This is a genomic window from Nitrosospira sp. TNL200 (genome assembly GCF_055386305.1).
Genome location: NZ_AP041003.1, coordinates 3,057,667 through 3,083,193, shown reverse-complemented (window position 1 = coordinate 3,083,193; position 25,527 = coordinate 3,057,667). Strand labels below are relative to the sequence as shown.

General features: G+C 55.3%; 23 protein-coding genes. 16 read left to right on the top strand and 7 right to left on the bottom strand.

What is annotated here, in order from left to right:
• Positions 1-4: 4 nt before the first annotated feature.
• Together ACZ5CE_RS13895 and ilvD are read right to left on the bottom strand one after the other, a co-directional pair.
• Positions 5-2,110 (bottom strand): thioredoxin domain-containing protein, encoded by a 2,106-nt coding sequence (locus ACZ5CE_RS13895; protein WP_464575496.1) that lies wholly within the window; start codon positions 2,108-2,110, stop codon positions 5-7.
• 3 nt (positions 2,111-2,113) lie between these two features.
• Entirely contained in the window at positions 2,114-3,814 is a 1,701-nt protein-coding gene (gene ilvD / locus ACZ5CE_RS13890) for a dihydroxy-acid dehydratase (protein WP_464575495.1), read from the bottom strand.
• A 177-nt stretch (positions 3,815-3,991) separates the two neighbouring features.
• Here ilvD and lgt point away from each other — a divergent pair, with 177 nt between their 5' ends.
• The 6 genes from lgt to ACZ5CE_RS13860 all read left to right on the top strand — a co-directional run bounded on the left by lgt (position 3,992) and on the right by ACZ5CE_RS13860 (position 8,436).
• A complete protein-coding gene (lgt, locus tag ACZ5CE_RS13885; RefSeq protein WP_464575494.1) occupies positions 3,992-4,873 on the top strand; it encodes a prolipoprotein diacylglyceryl transferase in 882 nt (293 codons plus the stop codon).
• 13 nt (positions 4,874-4,886) lie between these two features.
• Positions 4,887-5,495, top strand: a complete 609-nt coding sequence (locus tag ACZ5CE_RS13880; RefSeq protein ID WP_464575493.1) for a class I SAM-dependent methyltransferase — start codon at positions 4,887-4,889, stop codon at positions 5,493-5,495.
• An 80-nt stretch (positions 5,496-5,575) separates the two neighbouring features.
• The gene (locus ACZ5CE_RS13875; protein WP_464575492.1) at positions 5,576-6,268 is read left to right on the top strand and encodes an SRPBCC family protein; all 693 of its coding nucleotides are present in this window, start codon (positions 5,576-5,578) and stop codon (positions 6,266-6,268) included.
• Positions 6,269-6,667: 399 nt separating this feature from the next.
• Positions 6,668-7,003: a YnfA family protein gene (locus ACZ5CE_RS13870; protein ID WP_464575491.1), complete on the top strand. Its 336-nt coding sequence runs from the start codon at positions 6,668-6,670 to the stop codon at positions 7,001-7,003.
• Between the two features lie 153 nt (positions 7,004-7,156).
• Positions 7,157-7,510, top strand: coding sequence for a DUF4156 domain-containing protein (locus ACZ5CE_RS13865; RefSeq protein ID WP_464575490.1), 354 nt, complete (start codon positions 7,157-7,159; stop codon positions 7,508-7,510).
• 557 nt (positions 7,511-8,067) lie between these two features.
• Complete coding sequence (locus ACZ5CE_RS13860) at positions 8,068-8,436, top strand: thiol-disulfide oxidoreductase DCC family protein (RefSeq protein WP_464575489.1); 369 nt, start codon at positions 8,068-8,070, stop codon at positions 8,434-8,436.
• Positions 8,437-8,529: 93 nt separating this feature from the next.
• On the opposite strand, the gene pyrC is transcribed toward ACZ5CE_RS13860, so the two are convergent.
• Together pyrC and ACZ5CE_RS13850 are read right to left on the bottom strand one after the other, a co-directional pair.
• Positions 8,530-9,567 (bottom strand): dihydroorotase, encoded by a 1,038-nt coding sequence (gene pyrC / locus ACZ5CE_RS13855; protein ID WP_464575488.1) that lies wholly within the window; start codon positions 9,565-9,567, stop codon positions 8,530-8,532.
• Between the two features lie 10 nt (positions 9,568-9,577).
• Positions 9,578-10,756 carry an NAD(P)/FAD-dependent oxidoreductase gene (locus tag ACZ5CE_RS13850; protein ID WP_464575487.1) on the bottom strand — a complete coding sequence of 393 codons (1,179 nt, stop codon included), beginning with the start codon at positions 10,754-10,756 and terminating at the stop codon, positions 9,578-9,580.
• A 293-nt stretch (positions 10,757-11,049) separates the two neighbouring features.
• On the opposite strand from ACZ5CE_RS13850, the gene ACZ5CE_RS13845 reads away from it, so the two are divergent.
• The 9 genes from ACZ5CE_RS13845 to rng all read left to right on the top strand — a co-directional run bounded on the left by ACZ5CE_RS13845 (position 11,050) and on the right by rng (position 20,738).
• Positions 11,050-11,715 carry a hypothetical protein gene (locus ACZ5CE_RS13845; RefSeq protein ID WP_464575486.1) on the top strand — a complete coding sequence of 222 codons (666 nt, stop codon included), beginning with the start codon at positions 11,050-11,052 and terminating at the stop codon, positions 11,713-11,715.
• A gap of 13 nt (positions 11,716-11,728) precedes the next feature.
• A complete protein-coding gene (gene folD / locus ACZ5CE_RS13840) occupies positions 11,729-12,595 on the top strand; it encodes a bifunctional methylenetetrahydrofolate dehydrogenase/methenyltetrahydrofolate cyclohydrolase FolD (RefSeq protein ID WP_464575485.1) in 867 nt (288 codons plus the stop codon).
• A 42-nt stretch (positions 12,596-12,637) separates the two neighbouring features.
• Positions 12,638-15,307 carry a pyruvate dehydrogenase (acetyl-transferring), homodimeric type gene (gene aceE / locus ACZ5CE_RS13835; protein WP_464575484.1) on the top strand — a complete coding sequence of 890 codons (2,670 nt, stop codon included), beginning with the start codon at positions 12,638-12,640 and terminating at the stop codon, positions 15,305-15,307.
• A 158-nt stretch (positions 15,308-15,465) separates the two neighbouring features.
• Complete coding sequence (locus ACZ5CE_RS13830; RefSeq protein ID WP_464575483.1) at positions 15,466-16,884, top strand: dihydrolipoyllysine-residue acetyltransferase; 1,419 nt, start codon at positions 15,466-15,468, stop codon at positions 16,882-16,884.
• Between the two features lie 96 nt (positions 16,885-16,980).
• The gene (nadD, locus tag ACZ5CE_RS13825; protein WP_464575482.1) at positions 16,981-17,655 is read left to right on the top strand and encodes a nicotinate-nucleotide adenylyltransferase; all 675 of its coding nucleotides are present in this window, start codon (positions 16,981-16,983) and stop codon (positions 17,653-17,655) included.
• The gene (gene rsfS, locus ACZ5CE_RS13820; protein ID WP_464575481.1) at positions 17,652-18,125 is read left to right on the top strand and encodes a ribosome silencing factor; all 474 of its coding nucleotides are present in this window, start codon (positions 17,652-17,654) and stop codon (positions 18,123-18,125) included. Before nadD ends, rsfS begins: the two co-directional genes overlap by 4 nt.
• Before the next feature lie 4 nt (positions 18,126-18,129).
• Positions 18,130-18,597 (top strand): 23S rRNA (pseudouridine(1915)-N(3))-methyltransferase RlmH, encoded by a 468-nt coding sequence (gene rlmH, locus ACZ5CE_RS13815; protein ID WP_464575480.1) that lies wholly within the window; start codon positions 18,130-18,132, stop codon positions 18,595-18,597.
• Positions 18,598-18,621: 24 nt separating this feature from the next.
• Positions 18,622-19,245 (top strand): Maf family protein, encoded by a 624-nt coding sequence (locus ACZ5CE_RS13810; RefSeq protein WP_464575479.1) that lies wholly within the window; start codon positions 18,622-18,624, stop codon positions 19,243-19,245.
• Between the two features lie 41 nt (positions 19,246-19,286).
• Positions 19,287-20,738: a ribonuclease G gene (gene rng / locus ACZ5CE_RS13805; RefSeq protein ID WP_464575478.1), complete on the top strand. Its 1,452-nt coding sequence runs from the start codon at positions 19,287-19,289 to the stop codon at positions 20,736-20,738.
• Between the two features lie 26 nt (positions 20,739-20,764).
• Here the strand turns inward: rng and ACZ5CE_RS13800 are convergent, their stop codons facing one another.
• From ACZ5CE_RS13800 to ACZ5CE_RS13790, 3 genes are all read right to left on the bottom strand, one after another.
• Positions 20,765-21,976 carry an ammonium transporter gene (locus tag ACZ5CE_RS13800; RefSeq protein WP_464575477.1) on the bottom strand — a complete coding sequence of 404 codons (1,212 nt, stop codon included), beginning with the start codon at positions 21,974-21,976 and terminating at the stop codon, positions 20,765-20,767.
• Positions 21,977-22,541: 565 nt separating this feature from the next.
• A complete protein-coding gene (locus ACZ5CE_RS13795) occupies positions 22,542-23,276 on the bottom strand; it encodes a PEP-CTERM/exosortase system-associated acyltransferase (protein WP_464575476.1) in 735 nt (244 codons plus the stop codon).
• Positions 23,277-23,965: 689 nt separating this feature from the next.
• The gene (locus ACZ5CE_RS13790) at positions 23,966-24,718 is read right to left on the bottom strand and encodes an outer membrane lipoprotein-sorting protein (protein ID WP_464575475.1); all 753 of its coding nucleotides are present in this window, start codon (positions 24,716-24,718) and stop codon (positions 23,966-23,968) included.
• 55 nt (positions 24,719-24,773) lie between these two features.
• On the opposite strand from ACZ5CE_RS13790, the gene ACZ5CE_RS13785 reads away from it, so the two are divergent.
• Entirely contained in the window at positions 24,774-25,502 is a 729-nt protein-coding gene (locus ACZ5CE_RS13785; protein WP_464575474.1) for an ABC transporter ATP-binding protein, read from the top strand.
• Positions 25,503-25,527 lie beyond the last annotated feature (25 nt).

Below are 25,527 nucleotides of genomic sequence, written 5' to 3'. Positions count from 1 at the left end.
TCCGTTAATTATAGAAAGGGGATTCTATCTTACCTTGAATTTTGCAGACGCGCAGCAATTCCTGCATGTCAGTGATCGCCGGCAAGCAGTTAACGCCCTGGCAAACCCAGGCGTTGACAGCATCATCCGCTGCCAACGGTTTACTCAGACTCGGCGGGAGGTCAGCAAGCTCCGCCGGCAGGAAAAATAAGAGACCGCCTCCCCGACGCAGCCGCAACGCTTTTTTCCATTCCGCCAGCGAATGCGCTGGACCGCGAAGTATGACAATTTGCGGCGGCGCGAGAGATTGCTCGAGCGCTGCCAGCAAACTGCAGCAGGAACTGGCCTGGCGGGACATTGCCGGCCGGAACAGATCCAGAGCGCGTTCCGCGGACTGCAGATACTTGAATTGGCCCAGCAGATGCCCTAACCGCTGCAGTGAACAGGCCGCTACCCCGTTACCCGATGGCATGGCGTTGTCATAATGGGGCTTGGGCCGGTGAATCAGTTTTTCATGATCGTGACTGGTGAAGAAAAAGCCTCCGTCCTGCTTGTCTTCAAATTGCTCCAGCAATATATCGGCGAGTGTAACCGCGAATTCAAGATCCGGCTGCCGGAAGTCGGCCTGCATCAGTTCCATGAGGGCATCCAGCATGAATGCATAATCGTCGAGATATGCGTTGAGGTGCGCCTTGCCGTCCTTGCAGCTCGCCAGGAGCCGGCCCTCTTTCCACAGCGCGCGACGGATGAAATCTGCTGCCTGCGCGGCCGATCGTACCCATTCCGCTCGACCGAAAATACGCCCCGTGCGCGCCATCCCCCTGATCATCAATCCATTCCAGCTCGTAAGAATTTTTTCATCACGGCCCGGCCGTACGCGCCGCTCGCGCTCGCTCAGCATCTTCGCGCGGGCGGATGCAAGTCTCTGCTCCGCTTCTTCCCGCTCGATGCCGCATGCCGCTGCTACATCCGCCAGCGATGCGGCAACTTCGAGATTCCAGTACTTTCCCTCGAAATTGGGATCTTGCGTCAGGCCATAATAGGGTGCGGTTACCGCATATTCCTCACTCGTCAAAATTTTTGCTATCTCGTCACGATTCCATACGTAGAATTTTCCCTCCACGTTTTCGGAATCGGCATCAAGAGAAGAATAATATCCTCCACCCTTCGTTTCGTGATCTTCTCCGGCTGTGGTTTCATCCGCCTGCATCTCGCGCATCACCCAGCCCGCGATTTCTTCCACTATGTGCGCAAATCGTGGATTTCTCGTCGCCAGCCAGGCGTCGGCATAGAGGCACAGCAGGGGTCCGTTGTCATAGAGCATTTTTTCAAAATGCGGAATGCTCCAGTGCGGGTCTGTGCTGTAGCGGCAGAAACCGCCGCCAAGTTGATCATGGATTCCGCCCTCGGCCATTTTTTGCAGCGTAAGCTCTGCCATTCTCAGCGCTTCCCCACTATTGTCGGCCGAATAACGGCGCAGGCAGAATTCCAGTTCCGCGGGGTGAAGAAATTTTGGCGCTTCGCCAAAACCGCCATTCACCGTATCGAAACGATTCTGCAGCTCTGCCAGCGCTTGCTCCATCAGGTGGTATCCCGACGCATCCCCGGCAGTGGAATTTCTCGATGGAAGCGTCCGCTTGAAGGCCTCCAGCAGTGAGGCGCTCTGCCGTTCAATTTCCTCGCCGCGAGCATGGTACGCTTCCGCCACCCGGGGCAACAGGTCGGGAAAACCCGGGAGGCCGTGGCGCGGCGTCTTCGGGTAATAGGTGCCGCCAAAGAATGGCTTTTGTTCAGGGGTCAGGAACAAAGTCAGCGGCCATCCGCCATTGCGCTGGGTCAGCATGTAGAGCGCGGTTTGGTAAATCTGGTCTATGTCCGGGCGTTCTTCGCGATCTACCTTGATATTGATGAACAACTGGTTCATCAATGCGGCCACCCCTACATCTTCAAAGGATTCGTGCGCCATGACATGGCACCAGTGGCAGGCTGAATAACCGACTGAAAGCAGGATAGGCTTATCCTGTGCTCGCGCCAGCGCGAGCGCTTCCTCGCCCCACGGATACCAGTCCACAGGATTATCGCGATGCTGAAGCAGGTAGGGGCTAGTTTCGCTCGCGAGGTGGTTGGGCATTCTTCAGGATTCGGTATGCGAATGCTGCGATTGATCGGTTATGGCGCCGAGACTGGCGCTGGAAACCAGCCGGGCGTATTTGGCGAGCACGCCGCGCGTATACCGCGCCTTGGGGGGGTTCCATCCTGCCCGGCGTTTGGCGAGTTCCTCCTCGGAAACATTCAGGCGCAGCAACCTTTGCTCTGCGTCTATAGTGATGGAATCGCCTTCATGCACCAGTGCGATCGTTCCTCCGACATACGCTTCGGGCGCGACGTGGCCCACCACCATTCCATAAGTTCCGCCCGAAAATCGCCCGTCCGTGATAAGCCCGACCGAATCACCCAGCCCTTCTCCGATAAGGGCGGACGTGGGAGAAAGCATTTCCCGCATTCCCGGACCACCTTTAGGCCCTTCGTAGCGGATAACCACGATATCGCCCCCCTGGATTTGCCGCGCGAGTATCGCCGTCATACAGGTTTCTTCCGATTCAAACACTCGTGCCGGTCCCGTGATCTTGGACGTCTTGATGCCGGTAATCTTTGCCACGCAGCCTTCGGTTGCAAGATTTCCTTTGAGTATCGCGAGATGCCCCTGAGGATACATGGGATTCTCCCAGGGTCGAATGACGTCCTGACCAGGATGGGGCGCAGATGGGATATCCTTCAGTATTTCAGCGATCGTCTCGCCAGTGATCGTCATGCAATCTGCGTGCAGCAAGCCATGGTCGAGCAGCATCTTCATCACTTGCGGAATCCCTCCCGCTTTATGCAGGTCGGTTGCTACATACCGGCCAGACGGCTTGAGATCGCAAAGCACCGGGACCCGCGCCCGCATGCGTTCAAAATCGTCGATATCGAGCTCGACACCCGCCGCATGGGCAATGGCGAGAAAATGCAGTACCGCATTGGTGGATCCCCCTACCGCCATGATGACCGCGATTGCGTTTTCTATCGATTTGCGCGTGATGATATCGCGGGGACGGATCTGCTTCCTTACCGCGTCGACCAGGATTTCAGCCGAGCGTGCCGCGCTGGACCGCTTTTCCTGATCCTCTGCCGCCATGGTCGAGGAATAAGGCAGGCTCATTCCCATCGCTTCGAAAGCGGATGACATGGTATTGGCCGTAAACATGCCCCCACAGGAACCCGCGCCGGGACATGCGTGGCGCTCCACCTCCAGTAATTCCTTTTCGTCTATTTTATGCGAGGTGAATTGTCCTACCGCTTCGAAAGCGCTGACCACGGTGAGATCCCGTCCGTTGTAGTGCCCGGGCTTGATCGTGCCGCCATAGACGAAAATAGCCGGGACATTCATGCGCGCCATGGCGATCATGGCGCCGGGCATGTTTTTATCGCACCCGCCGATCGCGATGACCCCGTCCATGCTTTCGGCCTGGACCGCGGTCTCGATCGAATCCGCGATCACTTCCCGGGACACGAGCGAGTATTTCATGCCTTCCGTTCCCATGGAGATACCATCGGAAACGGTAATAGTTCCGAACATCTGGGGCATGGCGCCGGCCCCCCGCAGGGCGTGCTCGGCGTCCATCGCCAGCTCATTCAACCCCTTGTTGCAAGGCGTGATAGTCGAAAAACCGTTGGCCACCCCGATGATCGGCTTGTCAAAATCCCCATCCCTGAAACCCACGGCACGCAGCATGGCCCGGTTGGGTGTGCGTTGCGCACCCTGGGTAATGGCTCGGCTGCGCTGGTTATCTGGCATGAATGCTCCCCTTCAGTAAATGAGTAAACGAATAAATGAATGAATTGAACAGACGGGATGCGTCAGCTGCAGTGAACGGCAAGCGACGGTTCGAACTACTTTACCAAAAGGAGGCGGACTTGCTCAGCGCTTCCTTAACGTATAATCCCCCATTTTACAGCAAAATAACCGAGACCCATGCTCGTTCATCCGCAGTTCGACCCCATTGCCATCAACTTCGGGCCGCTCGCAGTGCGGTGGTATGGACTCATGTATCTTCTGGGTTTTGCGCTATTCATACTGCTGGGGCGTCTTCGCATCAAGAACAATCCTGGCGGGGCTTTCACAAACAGCATGCTCGATGACATGCTGTTCTACGGCGTGCTGGGCGTAATACTGGGAGGACGCCTGGGGCATATACTGTTTTATCAATTGGGATACTATCTTCAGCATCCCCTGGAGATATTTGCGGTCTGGCAGGGCGGCATGTCTTTTCACGGCGGTTTTTTGGGGGTGATAACAGCCATGGCGTTTCTGGCTCGAAAATACACATTGCCGTGGCTGGTGGTGACCGATTTTATCGCACCGCTGGTTCCATTGGGACTGGGCGCAGGCCGTATCGGCAATTTCATCAATGGCGAGTTATGGGGTCGTCCCGCCGATGTGCCCTGGGGCATGATTTTCCCTGATGTGGACAATATCCCCAGACATCCCTCCCAGTTGTATGAATTCGCCCTTGAAGGGGTGGCCTTTTTCCTGGTGTTATGGATTTATTCGGCTAGGCCGCGGCCGGTGGGGGCGGTTTCGGCCGTGTTTCTCATTGGTTACGGCGTATTTCGTTCGCTAGCCGAGTTTTTTCGCGAACCGGAGGATGGCTTCATGGGCGTCATGACCCTTGGCATCAGCATGGGCCAGTGGCTTTCGCTGCCGATGGTAATAGCAGGCGTAATAATGCTCTTGTGGGCCTATCGCCGCCAATCTCTTCCCCCGTCCGGGGGAGCGGATTATAGGGTGAAACGGCAACAGGCTCCCTCCGGGCCGGAGAAAAAGCCGGGCAGGCATAAATCACGGCAGCCGTGATCCGGATGGCCTGATGTCCCTGATATCCTTGCGCCGCTCGTACACGCTTATTGCGCCGCTTTACGATGCGGTGCTGGCTGGCGCAGGCGCTGGCCTGCGTGCGGCAAGCCTTGCTCAGCTTCCGCAAGAGGGCAGCCTGCGCATCCTCATCAGCGGCATCGGCACTGGGTTGGATCTGCCCCATCTTCCGGCCTGTCACCAGTACGCGGGTCTGGATCTCACAGCCGCAATGCTCGATCGCGCAAAATCCCGTGGCGGCAATCTTCAGCTGGAGCTAGTCCGGGGCGACAGCATGTCTCTACCGTTTCCGGACGAAAGTTTTGACTACGTGGTATTGCACCTGATTCTCGCCATCGTTCCCGATGCGCATGCCTGCTTGCGCGAATCCGCGCGAGTGCTGAAACCTGGTGGAAAGATCCTGGTGCTGGACAAGTTTCTCAGGCAGGGCGAGCCGGCCGGGTTCCGGCGCATGCTGAACAGGATTACGCAGCACCTCGTTACGCGGCTGGATGTGATATTCGAGGACGTGCTGGATGGCGTCCGGGGATTGCGTCTGGAAGAGGATGTTCCCATACTGGCGGGGGGCTGGTTTCGCCGTATCCGGCTGATAAAGACCGGATAGGCCTAAGGGTAGCCGAATGGCATTCCATTCATTCCGTGCGCTGGCATGTCTTAGCTTGCCGCTGGAATGGATTTGCCATCTTGAACAAGGATTCATCGAAGGTCATCATGAGCGCTCTCGTTATCCTGGTTTCTGCATTTGTCCTTGCCGCTTCGGCGCTCATCCCGGCCGCTGCCACCCCTGCCTGGGCGGGTGAAGTGGAAAGCCCGGGAGCTGACTGGACCGAAGCCTATCGCGACGCCGGGCTTGTCATTTTCACGAAAGATGTGGAGGAGGGCCGCAAGATCCTGGCGGTATCCGATATGGAAGCTCCGCCTGCAATTGTTTTCAAGGTGCTCAGCGACTTCGGGCACTACCAGGATTTCATGCCCTATGTAACGGAATCACGTATCCTCGAGCGCAAAAACACGGGTGAGACGATTACTTACGCGCGTATCGCGCCGCCCTTCGTAAGCGAGCGGGACTATCCGCTCTCCGTGCGGACAACCGGCGGGGCTGCTTCGAATGGCGGCGCATTCAGGATCGAGTGGGTCGCTGCTCCCGACATCAAGCCGGAGATTGAAGGGGTGGTGCGGGTCAGGCTCAATGAGGGGTCCTGGCGGGGGGAGCCCCTGGATGATGGAAAGCGCACGAGGCTCACCTATACCTTGCTCACGAACCCCGGAGGACTGATACCGGATTTCGTCCTGGGTTTATCGAATACGATAGCCATTCCCAAGCTCTTCGACTCGGTGAGAAAGCGCTCGATCGAGGAGATGGCGACGAGGAAATAACCGCCTGGCGGATATGCCGATCAGGTTCTGCTTTTATCTGCTCAGGGTAGAGTTGACGGGAGTGCGGATGCTGGCTGTTAAGGAAGCGCTGAATAAATCCTCGCTGAGCGCGTTGCTGGTAAAATCGGGATGATCATAAGACGCGCGACGCAGTCGTAGCGGGGACTACGATGCCAAGGAGCGCAACGCAGTGAGCGCCCGATTTTACCGCAACCCTTATGGGGTGGGGTTTTGCGAGCGGTCTGCCTTGTCAGGCTCCTGGCGAAGGGGCTCAACCATTCGCGTCGTTGCCTTTCGCACATCCCATCCCGCAAAGCCACCGCCGCGCCAGCGGAGATTTATTCAGCGCTTCCTTAATACTTGTTTCGCATATCCCGCCTTGGTGGAAGGGGTTTCCGTATGCCTGAGCTGAAAACCTTTGTGCTTTTCGTGGCGACTGCTATTGCCGAGATCGCTGGATGTTATTTGCCCTATCTATGGCTCAGGCAGGGGCAGAGCGCATGGCTGTTGATACCGGGGGCCATGAGCCTCGCATTGTTTGCCTGGCTTCTTACGCTTCATCCCACGGCTGCAGGGCGCACCTATGCTGCATATGGCGGCGTGTATATTTTCGTCGCATTGCTCTGGCTCTGGCTCGTGGAAGATATCCGGCCGACCGCGTGGGATATGACGGGTGCGCTCATCACGCTTGTGGGCATGGGCATCATTATGTTTGCTCCGAGAGAGGCAGGATGAAGCGGCGCCTCCATTGCCTTCGGCCTATTTTCGTCTTTTGGCGATAGAATGAGGCCGATAGCTGCTGCTGGCGCCGATAAAACGTTCCTGGAACAAAACGGACAGAACCGAGCTATTCTTCTTCGAAAGGCAAAACAGAAAAGGATAAAACAGATGTTTTCCAGACCAGGTATCAAATTGTCAGTTGTGATATCAACATTTCTAGTCATTGGCTGTTCCGCGACACCGGTGACGCCGGAAGGCAGCTCCGTTGAGCTTCTGACCGAAAAACCGACAGGAAACTGCAAACCGCTGGGAGACGCTGTCGGTTCCCAGGGAAACTGGTTGACCGGCGATTACACGTCAAACAAAAATCTGCTCATCGGCGCCAGAAACAACTTGCGCAACAAGGCGGCCAAAATGGGCGGAAACTATGTCTGGGTGCAGAATTCGGCCAATACCAACGCGTGGGAAAGCCGCGGAACCACGAACACGACTGTTCTTGGCGTAGTGTATCGCTGCGAGTAGGGATCACTGATCCGTGTCGAATAATTGCATATTTCGTGTACGCGGCATATCGTTCCGATGATTCGCTGATGCCGAGGTGAAAATCGAGTCGCAATCCATCCTATAGCGAACTCACCACGCCGATGAATGTCGAGTATCGCGAAAATCTTTGTGGATCAGGGTTCTAAACTAAGAGCGGTCAGCTACTGGATTTAGGGAAGCGCTGAATAAATCCTCGCTGAGCGCGTTGCTGGTAAAATCGGGATGATCATAAGGCGCGCGACGCAGGTCGTAGCTTGGACTACGATGCCAGGGAGCGCAACGCAGTGGCTCCCCAGAGCGTGGCCCGAGGGCCCCCGCGAAGCGGGGATCGGGCAGCAGCGGGGATGCCAGACCGCGCCAAGGTACTGTTGGGGTGCCAACAACCCGCTACGGGGTCGCATCTTCCTCTGGAAGAAACTGCTTCGCCCTGCGCGGCCGCACCATTCGCGTCGTCGCCTTTCGCGCATCCCATCCCGCAAACCCACCGCCGCGCCAGCGGAGATTTATTCAGCGCTTCCCTAGGTTCACACAGGAACATGTCCAGCAAGGTCTACTATAACAGCGCCTGCCCGGTATGCAATGCGGGAATCAAGGATCAGCGCAGGCGCATGGAAGCGTGCGGCATCGAGGATATCGAATGGATCGATGTGCATGCGAATCCCGAAGCGGCAGCGGAGGTGGGTGCTCCGCTGGAGGCGGTGAGGGAGCGGCTGCATGTCAGGGATTCCGATGGCGGGATCAAGGTGGGCGCGGATGCGTTCATACGACTCTGGTCGCAAACACCGGGGCAGCAATGGCTTGCAGGAATATTGCGGACGCCGGCGCTGAGGCGGTTGGCGCGATGGGCATATGATGCGTTTGCGCGCCAGCTATACCGCTGGAACCGCTCCCGCGGAAATTGGTGACGGATGGCCTTTCCGCAAGGCTCGTCCGATGCCTGTTCAGGGCCTGTTAACACCTGTTTCGCACCCGCGTTGCTGCCGGGCCTGCGCGCAGAATTATCCATCCACCATTTTCCAGCCGATATTCTCTCCCGCTCGCAGCGGGACCAGTACATCATCGGCGAAAGGAAGCGTTGCAGGCGACGTCCAATTTTCTCTTTTTAAAGTAATCTTGTCTTTGTTGCGCGGAAGCCGGTAAAAATCCGGCCCATGGAAGCTTGCAAACGCTTCCAGTTTATCCAGCGCGCCCGCGCGCTCGAAAGCTTCCGCATAAAGTTCGATCGCGGCATGCGCGGTGAAAATGCCAGCGCAACCGCAGGCAGTTTCCTTGTCCGGCCGGGAATGAGGCGCGCTATCGGTACCCAGGAAAAACCTGGGGTTGCCGCTGGTAGCAGCCTCAACGATAGCGCAGCGGTGGATTTCACGCTTCAGTATGGGAAGACAATAGTGGTGTGGCCTTATTCCTCCCCGAAACAGGGCGTTGCGGTTAAGCAGCATGTGATGGACGGTGATCGTGGCGGCAATGTTACCTGGCGCGTCCTTCACGAAATCCACCGCTTCCCGGGTGGTAATGTGCTCGAACACGATGCGCAATCCGGGGAAGCGATGCGAAATCGGGGCGAGCACCCGGTCTAAAAAAATTCTTTCCTTGTCGAATACATCCACTTCGAGATCGGTCACTTCGCCATGCACCAGAAGAGGCAGATCCACCTCCTCCATCACCTCGATGGTTCCGTAGCATCTGGCGATATCGGTTACGCCTGCAGCGGAATGGGTGGTGGCGCCAGCAGGATAATATTTCACGCCGTGTATGCCGTCGCTTTTTCTGGCTTCGCGGATTTCAGCCGGCGAAGTGGCATCGGTAAGATAGAGCGTCATGAGCGGCTCGAAGCGCATGCCTGCCGGCAGGGAGGCGAGAATGCGGTCGCGGTAAGCCAGGGCCATGCGGGTTGTCGCTACCGGCGGCTTGAGATTGGGCATGACGATAGCGCGGGCAAAGCGGCGAGCGGTGTGAACCAGCACTGCCCGCATTTGTCCGTCATCGCGTAGATGAAGATGCCAATCGTCCGGCCGGGTGATTGACAGCGTTTCCAAGGTGACGAGGCTAATCGGTTATTTTTCCTGCCAGCGTTTCGTGGGAGTGGGTTGCCTTTTCCGCGATCAAATCGGTAGCAGCGGCAACCTGGCCCCATGTGTTCCACAGCAGAACGCCGCGCACCTGCCCCTCCCGCAGATAATAAACGACGCCCTTGCGGAAAGGCTCTTTCCAGTCCTCGACGATATCGAGGCTCGCATCCAGCTCCCCCACCGCTTCGTACCCCAGGTCGAACAGGTCGGAATAAAAGAACGGCAGGTGGCGATATTCTTCCGATTGCCCGGCCATATTGCGGCCAGCCGTCTCACCCATGACGTTCGCATTGTCTTCGTGCTCCACGCGGGCCCGCTTCGCCAGCAGGACATTATAGAAATTTGCCACGTCCCCTGCCGCATAGATGTCCGGGTTGCTTGTGCGCAACTGTCCGTCCACCACGATGCCATTATCCACGGTGAGCCCCGACTCGACAGCCAGTTCGGTGTTTGGCAGAATACCCAGTCCGGCAATTACCCCATCTACTAGTATTTCGGTGCCACTCGAAGTCGTCACCGCGGTTTTCCCCCCGGCTGGCCGCACCGACCTGATCGTTTCTCCCGTAATCACCGTGACGCCCTTCTCTCGGTAATATGCATTCAGAAATTCTACCAGGGGCCCCGGGTAGATGCGCGCGCCGATGCCGTTTTCCGGAAATATCATGGTGACCCGTTTGCCGTTCATTGCGAGCGCAGCGGCGATTTCCGAGCCGATGAAGCCTCCTCCGACAACGACGAAATCCGACGCATGCTCGCTTACCTTGTGCAGCTTCCGGAAGTCGTCCACCGTCCTGAAATAGACGATATCGTCCCCAAAGTCGGGGAAACGACGCACCACACCACCAGTCGCGAGCAAGAGCTTCTCATAGGTATAGACGTTTCCTGCGTCATCGGTCGCGGTTTTCTTCTGGGTATCCAGCGACACGATTTTTTTGCCCAGGTGAATGGCGACATTGAGGCCGTGCTCGTTGCGCCAGATCGAATCCAGCGAGGCATCCTTCCACAATGACTTGGAGAGAGGCGGTCTGTCATATGGCGGATGGCGCTCCTCGCAAATCATCGCGATGGCTCCATCCTGATCAACCTTGCGAATGCCACGGATAGCGGAATCGGCTGCCATGCCGCCGCCGATGATGAGATATTTATGATGTTTCATGTTTTCCCCCATTTTTTGGATGCGATGTCTCCGCTTCAGGTGTTTTTAAACAAATATTGTTAATGTCTGTGATTGTTAATGTCTGTGCATGCCTGAACCCGAAAATTGACGAGATGCAAAAAGCTGCGAATTTTTCTTGCCCAACGGAACAAAAAAGACAACGGAACTCTAACATTCTTTTATCTTTGATGTTACGGATGCCAGAGGCAGACGCAGCGCTGGATACAGCCAGTATATAATGGGTTCCTCTATAAATTCAAAGTCTGGGCTGAGCTAGCCCTATGATCAAGACCATGAGTGAAACAAAAACTGACGCGCAGGCAATCATCACCGATATCTGCATACAACGAGCACGGGATATGCTTGCGTTGCAACTTCCAAAAATCAAGGAAAAAAAATACGACTTTGCTCCCGAGTTCAGGCAGATGACCATCCAGCTCTATCTGCTGGGAGTGATGTGGCGTTGCGGCGAAAACCTGGGTGTGTCCGAAGATCCCCGGGAGCATGCCTTTGCGGCCCTTCAATCGATGCTGATCAGCGACGGCATGAAAAAAAAGCAGGCTCAGCAACGCATCGCTTTTCTCAGGAACATGTCCCGCGTCCAGGAAAGTACAGATCTGCATGATGCCGACGCAATAGTGGCTGGTTACAAGGCGGAAGCGGACGATGACAGCCTCACCGGGATTTTTGACGAATATCGGGATGAGGCGAGAGTCTCGGGCGCTTTCTGGCGCCTTTACGACCGGGGTAAAAAAATCATGTTTATTGGCGGGGGAATAGCTGCCTTTGTTACAATCTGGGCGGTAACAATTTTTCTTCCCAAAACCGAAGGCATCGATGTGCTTGCGGCCGGGCTTGCAGCCGCCGCCCTGGTTGTGGTCCCGACATTCCTGATTGGGCTATTGATATACCGGCTCAAGATCAAGAAATCGAAGCCGTCGCCGTCCGCCCCGTCCTGATCCAGCCGAGAGAATGAGCGCGACAGTCATCGATGGCAAGGCGCTGGCGCAGGAAGTCAGGGCGGAATGGAAAGGTCGCGCCGAACGTCTGAAAAAGGCCGGGATGCAACCGGGGCTGGCGGTCATTATCGTCGGAAGCAATCCCGCGTCGAGCATCTATGTGCGCAACAAGGCCAGGGCTTCCCGTGAAATCGGGATTTATTCCGAAATTCACGAGTTCGGAGAAAACTCGAGCCAGGAGGAGGTGATACAGCGTATCCGGGAGCTGAATGGCAACCCCGCCATACACGGTATCCTGGTGCAGCTCCCGCTGCCGCCTCACTTCGAGAGCACCAGGGTCATTGAATCCATCGCTATTGAAAAAGACGCAGATGGGTTCCATCTCTACAATGTCGGCGCGCTGGTGGCCGGCAATACCGTGTTTCCCCCGTGCACGCCGTACGGGGTGATGAAAATGCTGGAAAAGTACGCCATAAAGGTGGAAGGCCAGCATGCTGTGGTGGTGGGACGGAGCAATATCGTCGGCAAGCCGATGGCACTCATGCTGTTGCAAAAAGGTGCAACCATCACCATCTGCACATCCAGGACGCGCGAACTGGCGGAACATACGGCGAGGGCGGATATTCTGGTGGTTGCGGTCGGAAAACCCCATATGATCACCGCGAGCATGGTAAAGCCAGGGGCGACGGTCATAGACGTGGGGATCAACCGCTTGCCCGACGGACGGCTTGCCGGTGACGTGGATTTCGAATCGGTGAAAGAAAGAGCGGGTTACATCACGCCTGTGCCAGGGGGAGTGGGGCCGATGACCATCACCATGCTGCTGTGCAATACCATAGAGGCTGCGGAACGGCAACAAGCCGTGCGAACACAGCTGTAGCCGTGGATACCCCGGCTACATTCACAACTTGCGAGATCAAAGATGGAACCCTTACCCGACGTCGATCCGACTGAAACACAGGAATGGCTTGAGGCGCTGGAGTCTGTGCTCGTCCACGAGGGAACGGAGCGGGCCCATTATCTGCTGGAGAGGCTGGTGGAGAAAGCCCGCCGGTCCGGGGCCTATCTTCCTTATAGCGCAACGACAGCCTATATCAACACCATTCCCCCGGGCAAGGAAGCGCGGTCTCCAGGCAATCACGCGCTGGAGCATCGCATACGGTCCTATGTGCGATGGAATTCCATGGCGATGGTATTGCGTGCCAACAAGAATTCCAACGTTGGGGGACACATCGCCAGCTTCGCGTCCGCAGCCACGCTGTACGACGTCGGCTACAATCACTTCTGGCATGCGCGTTCGCCCGCGCATGGAGGCGATCTCATATTTGCGCAAGGCCACTCCTCGCCCGGTCTTTATGCCTATGCTTTTCTGCTGGGTGAGTTGACGCAGGAGCAGCTCGATAACTTTCGGCGGGAGGTAGGGGGAAAAGGGTTGTCGTCCTATCCTCATCCCTGGCTGATGCCTGATTTCTGGCAGTTTCCCACTGTATCGATGGGGCTCGGGCCATTGATGGCCATTTACCAGGCGCGCTTCATGAAGTATCTCGGAAGCCGTGGATTGGTCGAGACCGAGGGACGAAAAGTCTGGGCTTTCATGGGCGATGGTGAAATGGATGAGCCCGAATCCATGGGCGCAATTTCGCTGGCTTCTCGCGAGAACCTGGATAACCTGATTTTCGTCGTCAATTGCAACCTTCAGCGCCTTGACGGCCCCGTCCGCGGGAATGGCAAGATCATCCAGGAACTGGAAGCCGCCTTTCGCGGCGCCGGCTGGAACGTCATCAAGGTAATCTGGGGATCGTATTGGGATCACCTGCTCGCCAAGGATACGAAAGGGTTGTTGAAGCAACGCATGATGGAATGCGTCGACGGAGAATATCAGACCTTCAAATCGCGAGACGGCGCCTATGTTAGGGAGCATTTTTTCGGCAAATACCCGGAGCTGCTGGAAATGGTCGCCAACATGTCCGATGACGACATCTGGCGTCTGAACCGGGGCGGCCATGATCCTCATAAAGTCTATGCGGCATACGCTGCGGCGGTTGCGCACGCTGGACAGCCCACCGTCATACTTGCCAAAACCATAAAGGGTTATGGCATGGGGGAGGCAGGCGAGGCGCAGAATATCACGCACCAGCAAAAGAAGATGGGGACCACGTCGCTGAAGGCGTTCCGCGACCGCTTCGGACTGCCGATTCCAGACGACACGATGGATGGAATACCGTATCTCCAGTTTGACAAGGACTCCCCCGAATCCATCTATATGCATAAGCGGCGCGAGGCGCTCGGCGGATTTATTCATCGGCGCCAGCGACAGGCCGACGCGCTGCAGATACCCGAGCTATCCGCTTTCGATACTTTGCTCAAGGCCAGCGGCGAAGGAAGGGAATCTTCCACCACCATGGCATTCGTCCGCATTCTCAATATCCTTGTGAAAGACAAGAATATCGGCAAACGCGTGGTTCCGATCGTCGCGGACGAGTCGCGCACTTTCGGCATGGAAGGCATGTTCCGCCAGCTGGGTATCTGGTCGTCGAGCGGACAACTCTACACCCCGCAGGACGCTGAGCAGCTGATGTATTACAAGGAGGATAAAAACGGGCAGATTCTGCAGGAAGGCATCAATGAAGCCGGCGCCATGTCTTCCTGGATGGCAGCAGCCACATCCTACAGCACTCATGGCGTCCAGATGATTCCCTTCTATATTTTTTACTCCATGTTTGGCTTCCAGCGGGTCGGTGATCTGGCATGGGCGGCGGGAGACATGCGGTGCCGCGGATTCCTGCTCGGCGGCACCGCAGGGCGTACCACGCTTAATGGAGAAGGGCTGCAGCATGAGGATGGACACAGCCATCTGGCCGCCTCCACCATTCCTAACTGCCTATCATATGATCCTGCGTTTGCCTACGAGCTCGCGGTGATCATTCAGGATGGCTTGCGCCGCATGGTTGAGGTGCAGGAAGATATCTACTACTACATCACCGTCATGAACGAAAATTATCCGCATCCGGAAATGCCCCCCGATGCGGCAAGCGGCATATTGAAGGGCATGTATCTGTTTAGCGAGGGGAAGGCTTCGGAAGGAGAGCATCCTGGATTGCGCGTGCAGTTGCTCGGCTCCGGCACGATCCTGCGGGAAGTGATCGCGGGGGGGAAAATACTCGAGCAGGAATTTGGCGTCGCCGCCGATATCTGGAGCGTGACCAGCTTTAATGAACTGCGGCGTGAGGCGCTTGGCGTAAGCCGATGGAACATGCTGCACCCCACTGAGCCTGGAAGGCTGCCATACGTGAGCGCATGTCTCAAGGACCGGAAGGGTCCGGTAGTGGCGGCTACGGACTATATGAAGGTTTTCGCGGATCAGATACGTGAATTTGTGCCGGCGCGTTACAGGGTTCTGGGAACGGATGGTTTTGGGCGTTCGGATACGCGTCAACAATTGCGTCATTTCTTTGAGGTGGACCGCCATTATGTCGTCATCGCGGCGCTGACGGCGCTGGCGGAAGATGGTGAAATGGCGCCTGAAAGGATTGCAGAGGCAATGGGCAGATTTGGCATCGATCCGGACAAGCCGAATCCTGCGACGGTCTAAAAGAGAGGCCGAACTGCGAGCAGTGCCATCCCCGGGGCGAGCAGGCTATTTCGCCGGCGTGGTCTCGCCACATGCCGAGCTTCTCGCCAATCCCGGCGCGTGCTGAATACCGTGGCAATTTCTTGAATGAAGGAACAAGAGGAATAAGGAAGGAAAGCGTGCCAGAAATCAAACAGGTGCTTGTCCCGGATATCGGGGACTTCAAGGACGTCCCGGTCATCGAAGTGCTGGTGATGGCTGGCGATTCCATCAAGGCGGAAGACCCTTTGGTTGTACTCGAATCCGATAAAGCAACAATCGAGGTGCCATCTCCCTTTGAGGGAGTGATCAGGAAAATGTCCGTAAAGGTCGGCGATAAGGTTTCCCAGGGCACGCTTCTTCTGGCTATGGAGGTCTCCGAGGCAGAAAAAGCGCCGGAAGCTCCACAATCAGCAGCACCTGGCGGATCGGCATCGGAGGCGGCCTCTGCTGCTCCGGCTGCTTCAGTCGCCCCAGCCGCGCCATATCCGCAGGCCGACCCCACCCCTTCCGCAAGCAGGCAAACCGTCGAAGAGCAAACCAACTCTGTATCGACGCCTGCCCATTCTTCCACCCTATCTTCTTCTCCGTCTTCACCTGGAGCCCAGCCTGCCGAAGCTGCGCGCACCATGGATGAGACAGCTTTTGCCAAAGCACATGCCAGTCCGTCGGTGCGGCGGTTTGCGCGCGAGCTCGGCGTAAATCTTGGCATGGTAAAAGGAACCGGGCCCAAGCAACGGATATTGAGGGAAGATCTCCTGGCTTATGCAAGGGCCCGGTTATCGTCGGCATCGATCAATCGCGCTGGAACGGAACTGGATCTGTTGCCTTGGCCGCGTGTCGATTTCACCAAATTTGGCCCAGTGGAATCGAAGCCGCTATCACGCATACAGAAATTGTCCGGGGCAAACTTGCATCGCAACTGGGTGATGATCCCGCATGTTACCCAATTCGATGAGGCCGATATCACCGAACTCGAATCCCTGCGCAAGGAATCCAATGAGTCTGTTGAAAAGGGCGGCGTCAAGGTAACGATACTGGCTTTCCTGATGAGGGCGTCCATCGCTGCCCTGAAAAAATTTCCCGAATTCAATGCGTCGCTTGACAGCGAAAGCGGGGAAATGAATCTGGTGATAAAGAAGTATTATCACCTTGGTTTTGCCGTAGATACGCCAAACGGACTCATGGTGCCGGTCATCCGGGATGTCGATCAAAAAGGGGTGCTTGCCATTGGGTCTGAAATGGCGGCTCTCGCGGCCCAGGCACGCGAAGGCAAGCTGAAAGCCACCGACATGCAAGGAGCGAGCTTTACGATTTCCAGCCTGGGAGGCATCGGCGGCATGGCATTCACGCCCATCATCAATGCGCCGGAAGTCGCCATCCTGGGCATATCCCGCGCGAGCATGAAACCTGTCTATCATGACGGCAAATTTGTTCCACGTCTGATGCTTCCACTGTCCCTGTCCTATGATCATCGCGTTATCGACGGCGCCACCGCGGCACGCTTTACTTCCATGCTGGGCGAGGTGCTGGCGGACATGCGCCGGGTATTGCTGTGAGAATGATTTGCCGCATCGCGGAAGCAAAAATAGACTTATCCCCGAGCAGCGGGTTCCCGCATGCTTTCATGTCTGCTCTTCAAACTTTTTGGGTTGATGAGTAATTCCGCGTTTCGTCTCACAGGAGTATTTGGAGGCACCTTTGATCCCATCCATTACGGCCATCTGAGAGTAGCTGAAGAAATCGCCGAGATGATCGGTTTGCAGGAAATGCGCTTCATTCCCGCGGGTAGGCCCCGTTTGCGCGAGGCGCCGGTTGCCCCATATTGCCATCGGGAAGCCATGGTGCACATAGCCATCGAGTGCAATCCAGCTTTTATCCTCGATGGGCGGGAAACCCGCAGTTCAGGCATCAGCTATAGCGTAGAAACGCTGCGCGAACTCAAACGGGAGCTGGGAGCCGACGCGATACTCTGCTTTATCGTTGGCGCCGATGCCTTCACAAGGTTCGCGCAGTGGCATGACTGGCTGGAGATTTTTGGCTTATGCCACCTGATAATCGTGCGCCGTGCGGGTGTCGAGGCAAACATGAATCGGGATAATTTGCCACCTGAACTGTGGGAAGCCTGCGCGCAGCGATGGGCCGCCAGCCCGGATGATCTCAGGAAAGCACGCAGCGGCCTGATTTTTCCTGCGCCAACAACCCTGCTGGATATTTCCGCAACCGCCATTCGCGCGCGCCTTGCTGCGGGGAAAAGCGTGCGTTATCTCCTTCCCGATGCTACGCTGGACTATATTTCAGCCCACCACTTGTATGTGGATAAAGTATGACACTTGCCAAGCTGGTAAAAACAGTCATTGCCGCGCTTGAGGAAATAAAGGCGCATGACATCGAAGTTTTCAATGTTGCCAAGTTGACCACGTTGTGCGACCGGATGATTATCGCCAGCGGCGATTCCTCCCGCCAGACCCTGGCTATCGCAAACAACGTGGTTGTGAAGGTAAAAGCCGCCGGGGGCACGGTATATGGCGTGGAAGGAGAACAGACTGGAGAATGGGTTCTGGTTGATCTGGGCGACGTGCTCGTGCATGTCATGCAAACCGCCGTGCGAGCCCACTACAATCTGGAAGAGCTATGGGCCGACACCGTAAAAATAAGCCGCAAGACCGCCTCTGCCCGGACAGGAACCGAAATCACTCCTTCCGTTGACTCCGCCTCCGCTATCGGGTTCGGCGGCATTCCTGCGAGCTCGGCTGCTTCGGAAAAAAGGAAATCTCCCAGACGCGGGGGGGCGGATTAGCTTCATGAAATTCATCATCTGCGCGGTTGGCCACAAAACGCCGGATTGGGTGGCGGCAGGTTTCCGGGAATACGCCAGACGCATGCCGCATGAGGCTGCCATCGAATTGGTGGAGATAAAACCGGAGAAGAGAACCGGCCTGAAAGTGGAGCAGTTGCTCGATGCCGAGGCGGATCGCATTCTTGCGGCGATGCCCTCCAGGCGCCGCGTGGTCGTAATGGATGAGCGTGGCAGGCAATGGTCTACCGCCAGGCTCGCCGAATCCGTGAGGAACTGGATGAGGGAGGGCGGCGACACTGTTTTTATCATCGGCGGCGCGGATGGACTGGCGGCAGCCATAAGGAATTCGGCTGACGAAGTATTGGCCTTATCCGCATTGACCATGCCGCATGCGCTGGCGAGAATCCTGCTTGCAGAGCAATTGTACCGGGCGGTATCGCTTATCAAAGGCCATCCGTATCACCGGGGGTAGCGTAGCATTCGCCATGACTCCGCCATGACTTCTCCGGGAAACAGCATCTACCTGGCATCCCGCAGTTCTCGCCGGCGGGAATTGCTCACGCAGATCGGGGTGAGCTTTGAAACGCTGCTTCTGCGCGAAGCGCCGCCGCGGGGGGCGGATATCGATGAAACGCCATTTTCCGGCGAATCGCCAGCGGACTATGTATCGCGAATCGCCTGTATCAAAGCGGAGTTATCCCGAAGATGGTTGATCGAGCGTGTCGGCCCGCTCCGGCCGGTGTTGGGAGCAGACACCGCGGTAGTTTTCAGGGGATGTATTTTCGGCAAGCCTGCAAGCCCGGCCCATGCCGGCGAGATGCTGGCGGCGCTTTCCGGACAGACCCATGAGGTGCTGACCGCGATAGCGGTGGCTGCCGAAAAAGAAACCCGGACGCGAACCTCTACCTCCATAGTACGGCTTCGCGATATCAGCGAGCGTGAGATTCTGCGCTACCTTGCGCTGGACGAAGCGCATGACAAGGCGGGCGGCTATGCGATTCAAGGGGTCGCGGCCATTTTCGTCACCGAGATCGTTGGCAGCTATAGCGGCATAATGGGACTACCCTTGTACGAGACGGCGCGGTTGCTTCAGGACTGCGGCATAGACATTTTTCCGTAAGCTTGCGCCTCATCCTGGCACATCCATACCAGCACATATTTATGAATTGCGAAATCCTCGTCAACGTTACCCCGCAGGAAACCCGGGTAGCCGTGGTTGAGCACGGCGCGGTGCAGGAATTGCATATCGAGCGCAACAGCAGTCGCGGGATTGTGGGAAATATATACAATGGCCGCGTCACGCGGGTGTTGCCCGGAATGCAGTCCGCATTCGTGGATATCGGGCTGGAGCGTGCTGCCTTTCTCCATCTTGCCGATATCTGGAGATTGCGCCAGAGCGAGGATGCGGAAAAACCCATTGAGAAATTGTTGCACGAAGGGAAGAGCGTTCTCGTCCAGGTCATCAAGGACACCATTGGCACAAAGGGCGCGCGGCTATCCACGCAGGTCAGCATTGCGGGGAGAATGCTGGTTTATCTGCCGCAGGTGTCCCATATAGGGATTTCACAGCGCATCGAGGATGAAACCGGGCGCAAGCTGTTGCGCGAAAAATTGAAGCACCTTCTGCCGCAGGGTGAAAAAGGCGGCTTCATCGTCCGAACGATGGCCGAGGCGGCGACTGAGCAGGATCTGCTATCGGATATCAAATATCTGCACAAGTTGTGGGACCATATCAAGGAAAAGTCCGCGAGCGGCGCGCCCGGATTGCTCTATCAGGACCTGACCCTGAGCTATCGTGTATTGCGCGACTTCGTCGATGACGATACTGCGCGGGTCCTGGTGGATTCCCGCGAGACCTTCCAGAAAATGAACGGTTTTGCCCGGGTTTACATGGCCAATGTCATCGGGCGCATACATCACTACGCCGGAGAGCGCCCGCTATTCGATTTATATGGGGTGGAGGATGAGATAGAAAAATCGCTCGCGAGGCGCGTGGAACTGAAGTCTGGCGGCTATCTGATCATCGATCAGACCGAGGCGCTGACCACCGTGGACGTGAATACCGGCGGGTTCATAGGCGTGCGTAGCTTCGACGATACGATTTTCAAGACCAATCTGGAGGCGGCGCAAGTCATCGCGCGCCAACTGCGTCTCCGGAATCTGGGCGGAATCATCATCATCGATTTCATCGATATGGAAAACGAGGAGCATAAAAACGCCGTATTGGGCGAATTCAGGAAGTCTCTCACACGGGATCGCACCCATATGACGATAAATGGCTTTACGACGCTTGGGCTGGTCGAAATGACGCGCAAGCGCATGCGCGAAAGCCTCGCTCATATTCTTTGCGAAACCTGTCCGACCTGCCAAGGCAGGAGCAAGATACGGACCGCCCAGACCATGTGTTATGAAATTCTTCGGGAAATCCTGCGAGAATCGCGTCAATTCGATGCGCGCGAATTTCGCATCCTCGCTTCGCAGCAAGTGATCGATCTATTTCTGGACGAAGAGTCGCAAAGCCTGGCTCAGCTTGGCGATTTCATCGCCAAGCCCATCAGTCTCCAGGTGGAGGCAAGCTATACCCAGGAACAATACGACGTTATCCTGATGTAGGGCCTGCCGTCGCCTCGCGCTTCGGCCTACGTATGCAGCTTGATCTGCAGCTCCGCGGTTGTTTCTTCGGGTGCTTCGACGTGAGTGAACTCCCCGCTGTCCTCATACGCCAGATGCGTTGTACCCGTCGCCTTGATCAATGCACCCGCGATGAGGCCGGTTATGAACGCAAGCGCCACGCTGAAGATGATGCCGATAAATTGCGCGCCCGCAATGCCCGGCACGATCATCATGGCAACGAGCGCCCCGAGCAACCCCGGCATGCCATGAAGATTATGCACCCCGCAGGTATCGACGAGCTTGAAACGCGACTCCAGCGCGGGCTGGATAAACACGTAGCCGATGACGCTGACCGCACCCGCCAGCAATCCGACTGCGAAAGCGCCCGTGGGGGAAATGATGTTGCAGGTCGACCCGATAGCGACTCCCCCGGCCAGGGCTGCGTTGGCCATATCCACCATGGATGTCTTTCCCTTATGGAAATACGTACTCAGGAAATAGGTGCTCAGGGTCGCTCCGCACAGTGCAAGCACCGTATTGACTACCGTCTGCGGCATCTCCTCGAAGGGGACGATGGCGGTGGCAAAACTCGGCCAGAAAAGCCACAGAACCATCGAGCCCAGCATGGCGAAACGATCCGAGGTGGCGTCCGACTCAATCGGCTGGCTTCGCTGGCTCGCGGTAGTCAGAATCAGGGATAGTCCAAGGCCAAAGTAAGCGCCGAATGCATGAATGATGATCGATCCGGCGGTATCCTGAAATCCTTCCGTCAGGCCCATGCCGTTATCCAGCACCAGCCATTCGTTCAACAGGTACGCGGGAACCAGAAAAAGCGCCAGCAGGGCATACTGGAACACGCGCAGGCGTCCGAGCACAGCCCCCATGGCAATCAATGCGGAAGCCACTGCGAATTCCGCGAAAAGCAGCGCCTTCACGGTATTGGGAGCAATTTCATGAGCAAACACGCCGTTCGCGCGCAGCAGCATGTAAAGCGGGAGGCCGACCGCCACAACCAGATAGGTTCCGGTCGTGGCTCCGAAGCCGTATCTTCTCACGAACACCATGAGGAAGCCGAAACCCACCAGCAGCATTGCCAGGATATGAATGACATAATTGTATTGCGCCACCTGTCGGGCCTCGTTGAGCTCCGGCCCCTCGCTTCCCCAGGCGGCAAGACTTGAAAACAGCAGAAACAGACTAACTGCACCAGACAGCGTCAAGCAGAGATTTTTTTTCATTTGATTCTCCCCATGTTTCGCGGTTATTCGGATTGCACCACGCATGAGTGTGAACCTGAAAAGCCTTGAATACAACAGGGATATAACGATAATCGCGTACGCCTCGTTGTTGTGAATATTGTTGTTTATGGATGTCTTGCCAATAACCATTCTCCACGCAGTATTAGTATTCAAAACTGTTTTCCCCCCCATTAAGACGGGTTTGTAGACTGCAACCCGATCATATAATGGCTAAAAACGTTGCGCACCAAAGGCGTCACAGGCGAATTATGCACACTGGCAATATCCGATGTATTAAAACTTAAATCCGGTAGTTGACCGTCTTTTTTAGTTTAGAATTATGGTCCACAAAGAATTTGGCGATACTCGACGTTCATTTGCGTGGTGAGTTCGCCACAGGGCGGATTGTGCAATTTTTTTACAGCACATGGCTGCGTTGCAACTCTCCAGATTTAAATGGCCATCGCGCGTCGTATGCCTTGCCCTGCACTTCAAAAGCCACACACTCCACCCTGTCCAAATCTGCCGGATTTAGGCTAAAGCGCTGGAACTGACGTGCTCATTTTTAGATATACTTCTTTATATCTGCCGCTATGGTGCGATATAATGGTCGAATGATATTGCGTATATCATTGATAATACCGCTGACACTCATCATGGAAGGGACGCGTTTGCCATGATGTTCAATGGAATCGCCGATGATCGAAAGGTTGACTCCCAGCTTGCGGAAGTGACTGGCCAACCGCTCTTCCGTTAAGACAAATAAGGTATCAATTTCTTTCAGACGAGCCAATTCCGTCGTGCCGAGATAGAGGCCAATTGGGATATAGGGGAAGCGCGGTAATTCGGGTGTTCCAAAATCTTCATCCGAGATGCCGACCGCGCTACTTGCCTCACCTTTGCGCCTGCGGTAACCCGCAATCACGGCCAGCCGCGATACTTCGCCAATTTTATGGCGAGGAAATTCCGCTGGATCGATGATCGATCTATTTAGGACGGTGGCGCAAGTTTTTTCGAAAGGCAATTCGTAATGTGGATCTTCCAGTCGAGGACGGACAATGCGAGTGCAGCCCACGAATTCACCTGTCTTTACGCTACGTATTAGAAGATGCAGCGAATTGGTGTCATGTTCATCGGTTTCTCGTTTGTCCAATCTCATCGGCTCAAATTTCAAATCTTCACAATAGACCTGATGCCGCACGCGATAGACCTCGTCTTTCAGCGTGTTCGAGAATGCGGGTACGATTTCAAAGTATTGCTTAAAGGTGTTACCCAGGTCGAGTCTGTCTGATGGAAGCAAGGTTATCTCCTCAGGTACTGTTTGTTCGTAAACGTGAGTAGATCCGCCTGCTAAATGCCGCAGGAAGTAGTTGATAATTAGCTGGATTAGTTTGCCACGGAGACTTCATCTTCAGTTCGTTGTGAAGTACTCATTGTAATCCTTGAACCTGAAGGGAGTAAAACAGTTGATGAAGCTTCTATCTCTAGTAATGGCGGCAATGGCGACGGTTTCCCCTCAGTATAACGCCACCATTGCCGATGAGCTATTCCCTTTGAGGGCTTTTATCGCTTCCGAAGTGCTGTCTTGGCGATCAAAAATCATCTGCTAGCTCTGCACGAACCGGCAAATGAAGAGAGCTGCCGGGAGGAGCATCATGGCTGATGATTTCACAATCACAGCCTAAGGTAAAGGCAGCTCGTAGCAGCAGCAAATCTCAAACACTCGTCCGAGTAAAAATGCTGGAGGAGCGAATGGTGTTTATTCTGGCTTCATGAGGCAGTACTTTTATCCGGCATGCTGTGTCAGCGACAGGGTACTTTAGCCCCATGATTCGATAACGTCGCCTCGCAAGAACTTAGCTGCAGTGATTTCATTTTTAGCAAAATATATCCTTGAAAGAGAAGAATTTGCATGAAAAGAGATAAACAAAGCTTATCTGTAAGACCGCTGTGGCGGGTATTTCCAGATCTCTTTTCCGATCAGTCCAGTTATTCAAGCTTCTTCAAATAATCCTTGGTAAAGACTTTTTCAGGAAGATCTTTCAGCTTCATTGTTGAATACTCCAGTACAGATTGCTCACCCTTGCGGAGCGCATCTTCCATGATTAGGCGGGTAGGCCGTTGCTTGCCGAGCATCATCTGGAAATTCTCGTAGCGGCTGGTTTTAAGGAGGCGATCGGACACCGAATAAAACTCTGCCCGGTATGGCCAGAAATTCGATTGCTGTACCCAATATAAGACTTTATGATAAGTGACACTCCGGTCCACCCCATTAAGTTCAAGTACCCAATAATTTTCGCCGTCAATAGTATCGGTTCGTAAAATTGTGGGATTGTAGTCACCGCTAAAGTTTGCTCGTGCCAGGTCGCCGTTTGCTACCTGACCTGTAAGCCGCTGGGACAATGAAAGGCGTACAGGCTGTGAAACACTGGGCACGAATATCCAGAGATCGCGTCCTTTCATCAGCAATATCTGCCCTCGTTCCGAAGCCGGCTCCGTGGTCATTACGATGCTATTTTCATTACCTCTGGATAGAACGCGATACTTGTGAACGTCCACGGGCTGATCAGGCGAGATCGTATCGATGGTGACATCTACCTGAAAGCTCTCGCGCGGAAAGCGTATCTGGTCTGATTTCTCCAATATGCTTCGTGCGAGCTCATTGTCATTTGACGCGAGCGACACAGCGGAACCCAATAGTAAAAATAATGCAGCTATATGTTGCAAAAAGGTTTTTTGCATTTTAGCTCCTGTGTATGCATGCGCTTTTCCAAAGTTGCGTTTTGAGTCCATCCCTATGAATATTGTACGCCTCGATCATGTTTTCAAAGACTACATCTTGGGTGAGCAGAAGGTCCAAGCACTCAAAGATATTTCATTGAATATTGAAGAGAGCGCTTTCGCTGCGATTGCTGGCCCATCCGGGAGCGGAAAATCTACATTACTCAATCTCATCGGGTGCATCGATACCCCATCGGCTGGAAAGATATTTATCAATGGGCAGGATACTGCTGGACGCACACCTGATGAACTTGCCGACCTCAGGGCGCGAACCATTGGTTTTATATTTCAAACATTCAATTTGTTTCCTGTCCTTTCAGCTGAGGAAAACGTGGAGTATCCACTGCTGCAGCTTAAGGAGATAGGTGCGACAGAGCGCCGAGAACGCATTTCTAAATATCTATCCATTGTAGGTCTGTCGAAATTTGCCCGGCATCGGCCTAACCAGCTCAGCGGCGGGCAGAGGCAGCGGGTGGCCATTGCACGCGCGCTTGCGACACACCCAAGAATTATACTGGCCGATGAGCCAACGGCGAATCTTGATCATAAGACGGGCGACGGCATCCTGCAATTGATGAAGGAGATCAATGGCAATTTCAAGACGACTTTTGTTTTTTCAACGCATGACGCCCGCGTTATGGAAATGGCCGACCGCCTGGTGCGTATCGAAGATGGGCAGATCACGGGAGAGAATGTGAGAGGTCACGAAAGATTGGCTGATCCGCGCGGAACAGGTAGTGCCTAGGCTCAAGTGGGGATGTCTTTCGTTT

Bases quoted from the DNA above. Each gene is read 5' to 3' on its own strand.
- ACZ5CE_RS13895 (WP_464575496.1), bottom strand. From the start codon at position 2,110: ATGCCCAACCACCTCGCGAGCGAAACTAGCCCCTACCTGCTTCAGCAT.
- ilvD (WP_464575495.1), bottom strand. From the start codon at position 3,814: ATGCCAGATAACCAGCGCAGCCGAGCCATTACCCAGGGTGCGCAACGC.
- lgt (WP_464575494.1), top strand. From the start codon at position 3,992: ATGCTCGTTCATCCGCAGTTCGACCCCATTGCCATCAACTTCGGGCCG.
- ACZ5CE_RS13880 (WP_464575493.1), top strand. From the start codon at position 4,887: ATGTCCCTGATATCCTTGCGCCGCTCGTACACGCTTATTGCGCCGCTT.
- ACZ5CE_RS13870 (WP_464575491.1), top strand. From the start codon at position 6,668: ATGCCTGAGCTGAAAACCTTTGTGCTTTTCGTGGCGACTGCTATTGCC.
- ACZ5CE_RS13865 (WP_464575490.1), top strand. From the start codon at position 7,157: ATGTTTTCCAGACCAGGTATCAAATTGTCAGTTGTGATATCAACATTT.
- ACZ5CE_RS13860 (WP_464575489.1), top strand. From the start codon at position 8,068: ATGTCCAGCAAGGTCTACTATAACAGCGCCTGCCCGGTATGCAATGCG.
- ACZ5CE_RS13850 (WP_464575487.1), bottom strand. From the start codon at position 10,756: ATGAAACATCATAAATATCTCATCATCGGCGGCGGCATGGCAGCCGAT.
- ACZ5CE_RS13845 (WP_464575486.1), top strand. From the start codon at position 11,050: ATGAGTGAAACAAAAACTGACGCGCAGGCAATCATCACCGATATCTGC.
- folD (WP_464575485.1), top strand. From the start codon at position 11,729: ATGAGCGCGACAGTCATCGATGGCAAGGCGCTGGCGCAGGAAGTCAGG.
- aceE (WP_464575484.1), top strand. From the start codon at position 12,638: ATGGAACCCTTACCCGACGTCGATCCGACTGAAACACAGGAATGGCTT.
- nadD (WP_464575482.1), top strand. From the start codon at position 16,981: ATGAGTAATTCCGCGTTTCGTCTCACAGGAGTATTTGGAGGCACCTTT.
- rsfS (WP_464575481.1), top strand. From the start codon at position 17,652: ATGACACTTGCCAAGCTGGTAAAAACAGTCATTGCCGCGCTTGAGGAA.
- rlmH (WP_464575480.1), top strand. From the start codon at position 18,130: ATGAAATTCATCATCTGCGCGGTTGGCCACAAAACGCCGGATTGGGTG.
- ACZ5CE_RS13810 (WP_464575479.1), top strand. From the start codon at position 18,622: ATGACTTCTCCGGGAAACAGCATCTACCTGGCATCCCGCAGTTCTCGC.
- rng (WP_464575478.1), top strand. From the start codon at position 19,287: ATGAATTGCGAAATCCTCGTCAACGTTACCCCGCAGGAAACCCGGGTA.
- ACZ5CE_RS13800 (WP_464575477.1), bottom strand. From the start codon at position 21,976: ATGAAAAAAAATCTCTGCTTGACGCTGTCTGGTGCAGTTAGTCTGTTT.
- ACZ5CE_RS13790 (WP_464575475.1), bottom strand. From the start codon at position 24,718: ATGCAAAAAACCTTTTTGCAACATATAGCTGCATTATTTTTACTATTG.
- ACZ5CE_RS13785 (WP_464575474.1), top strand. From the start codon at position 24,774: ATGAATATTGTACGCCTCGATCATGTTTTCAAAGACTACATCTTGGGT.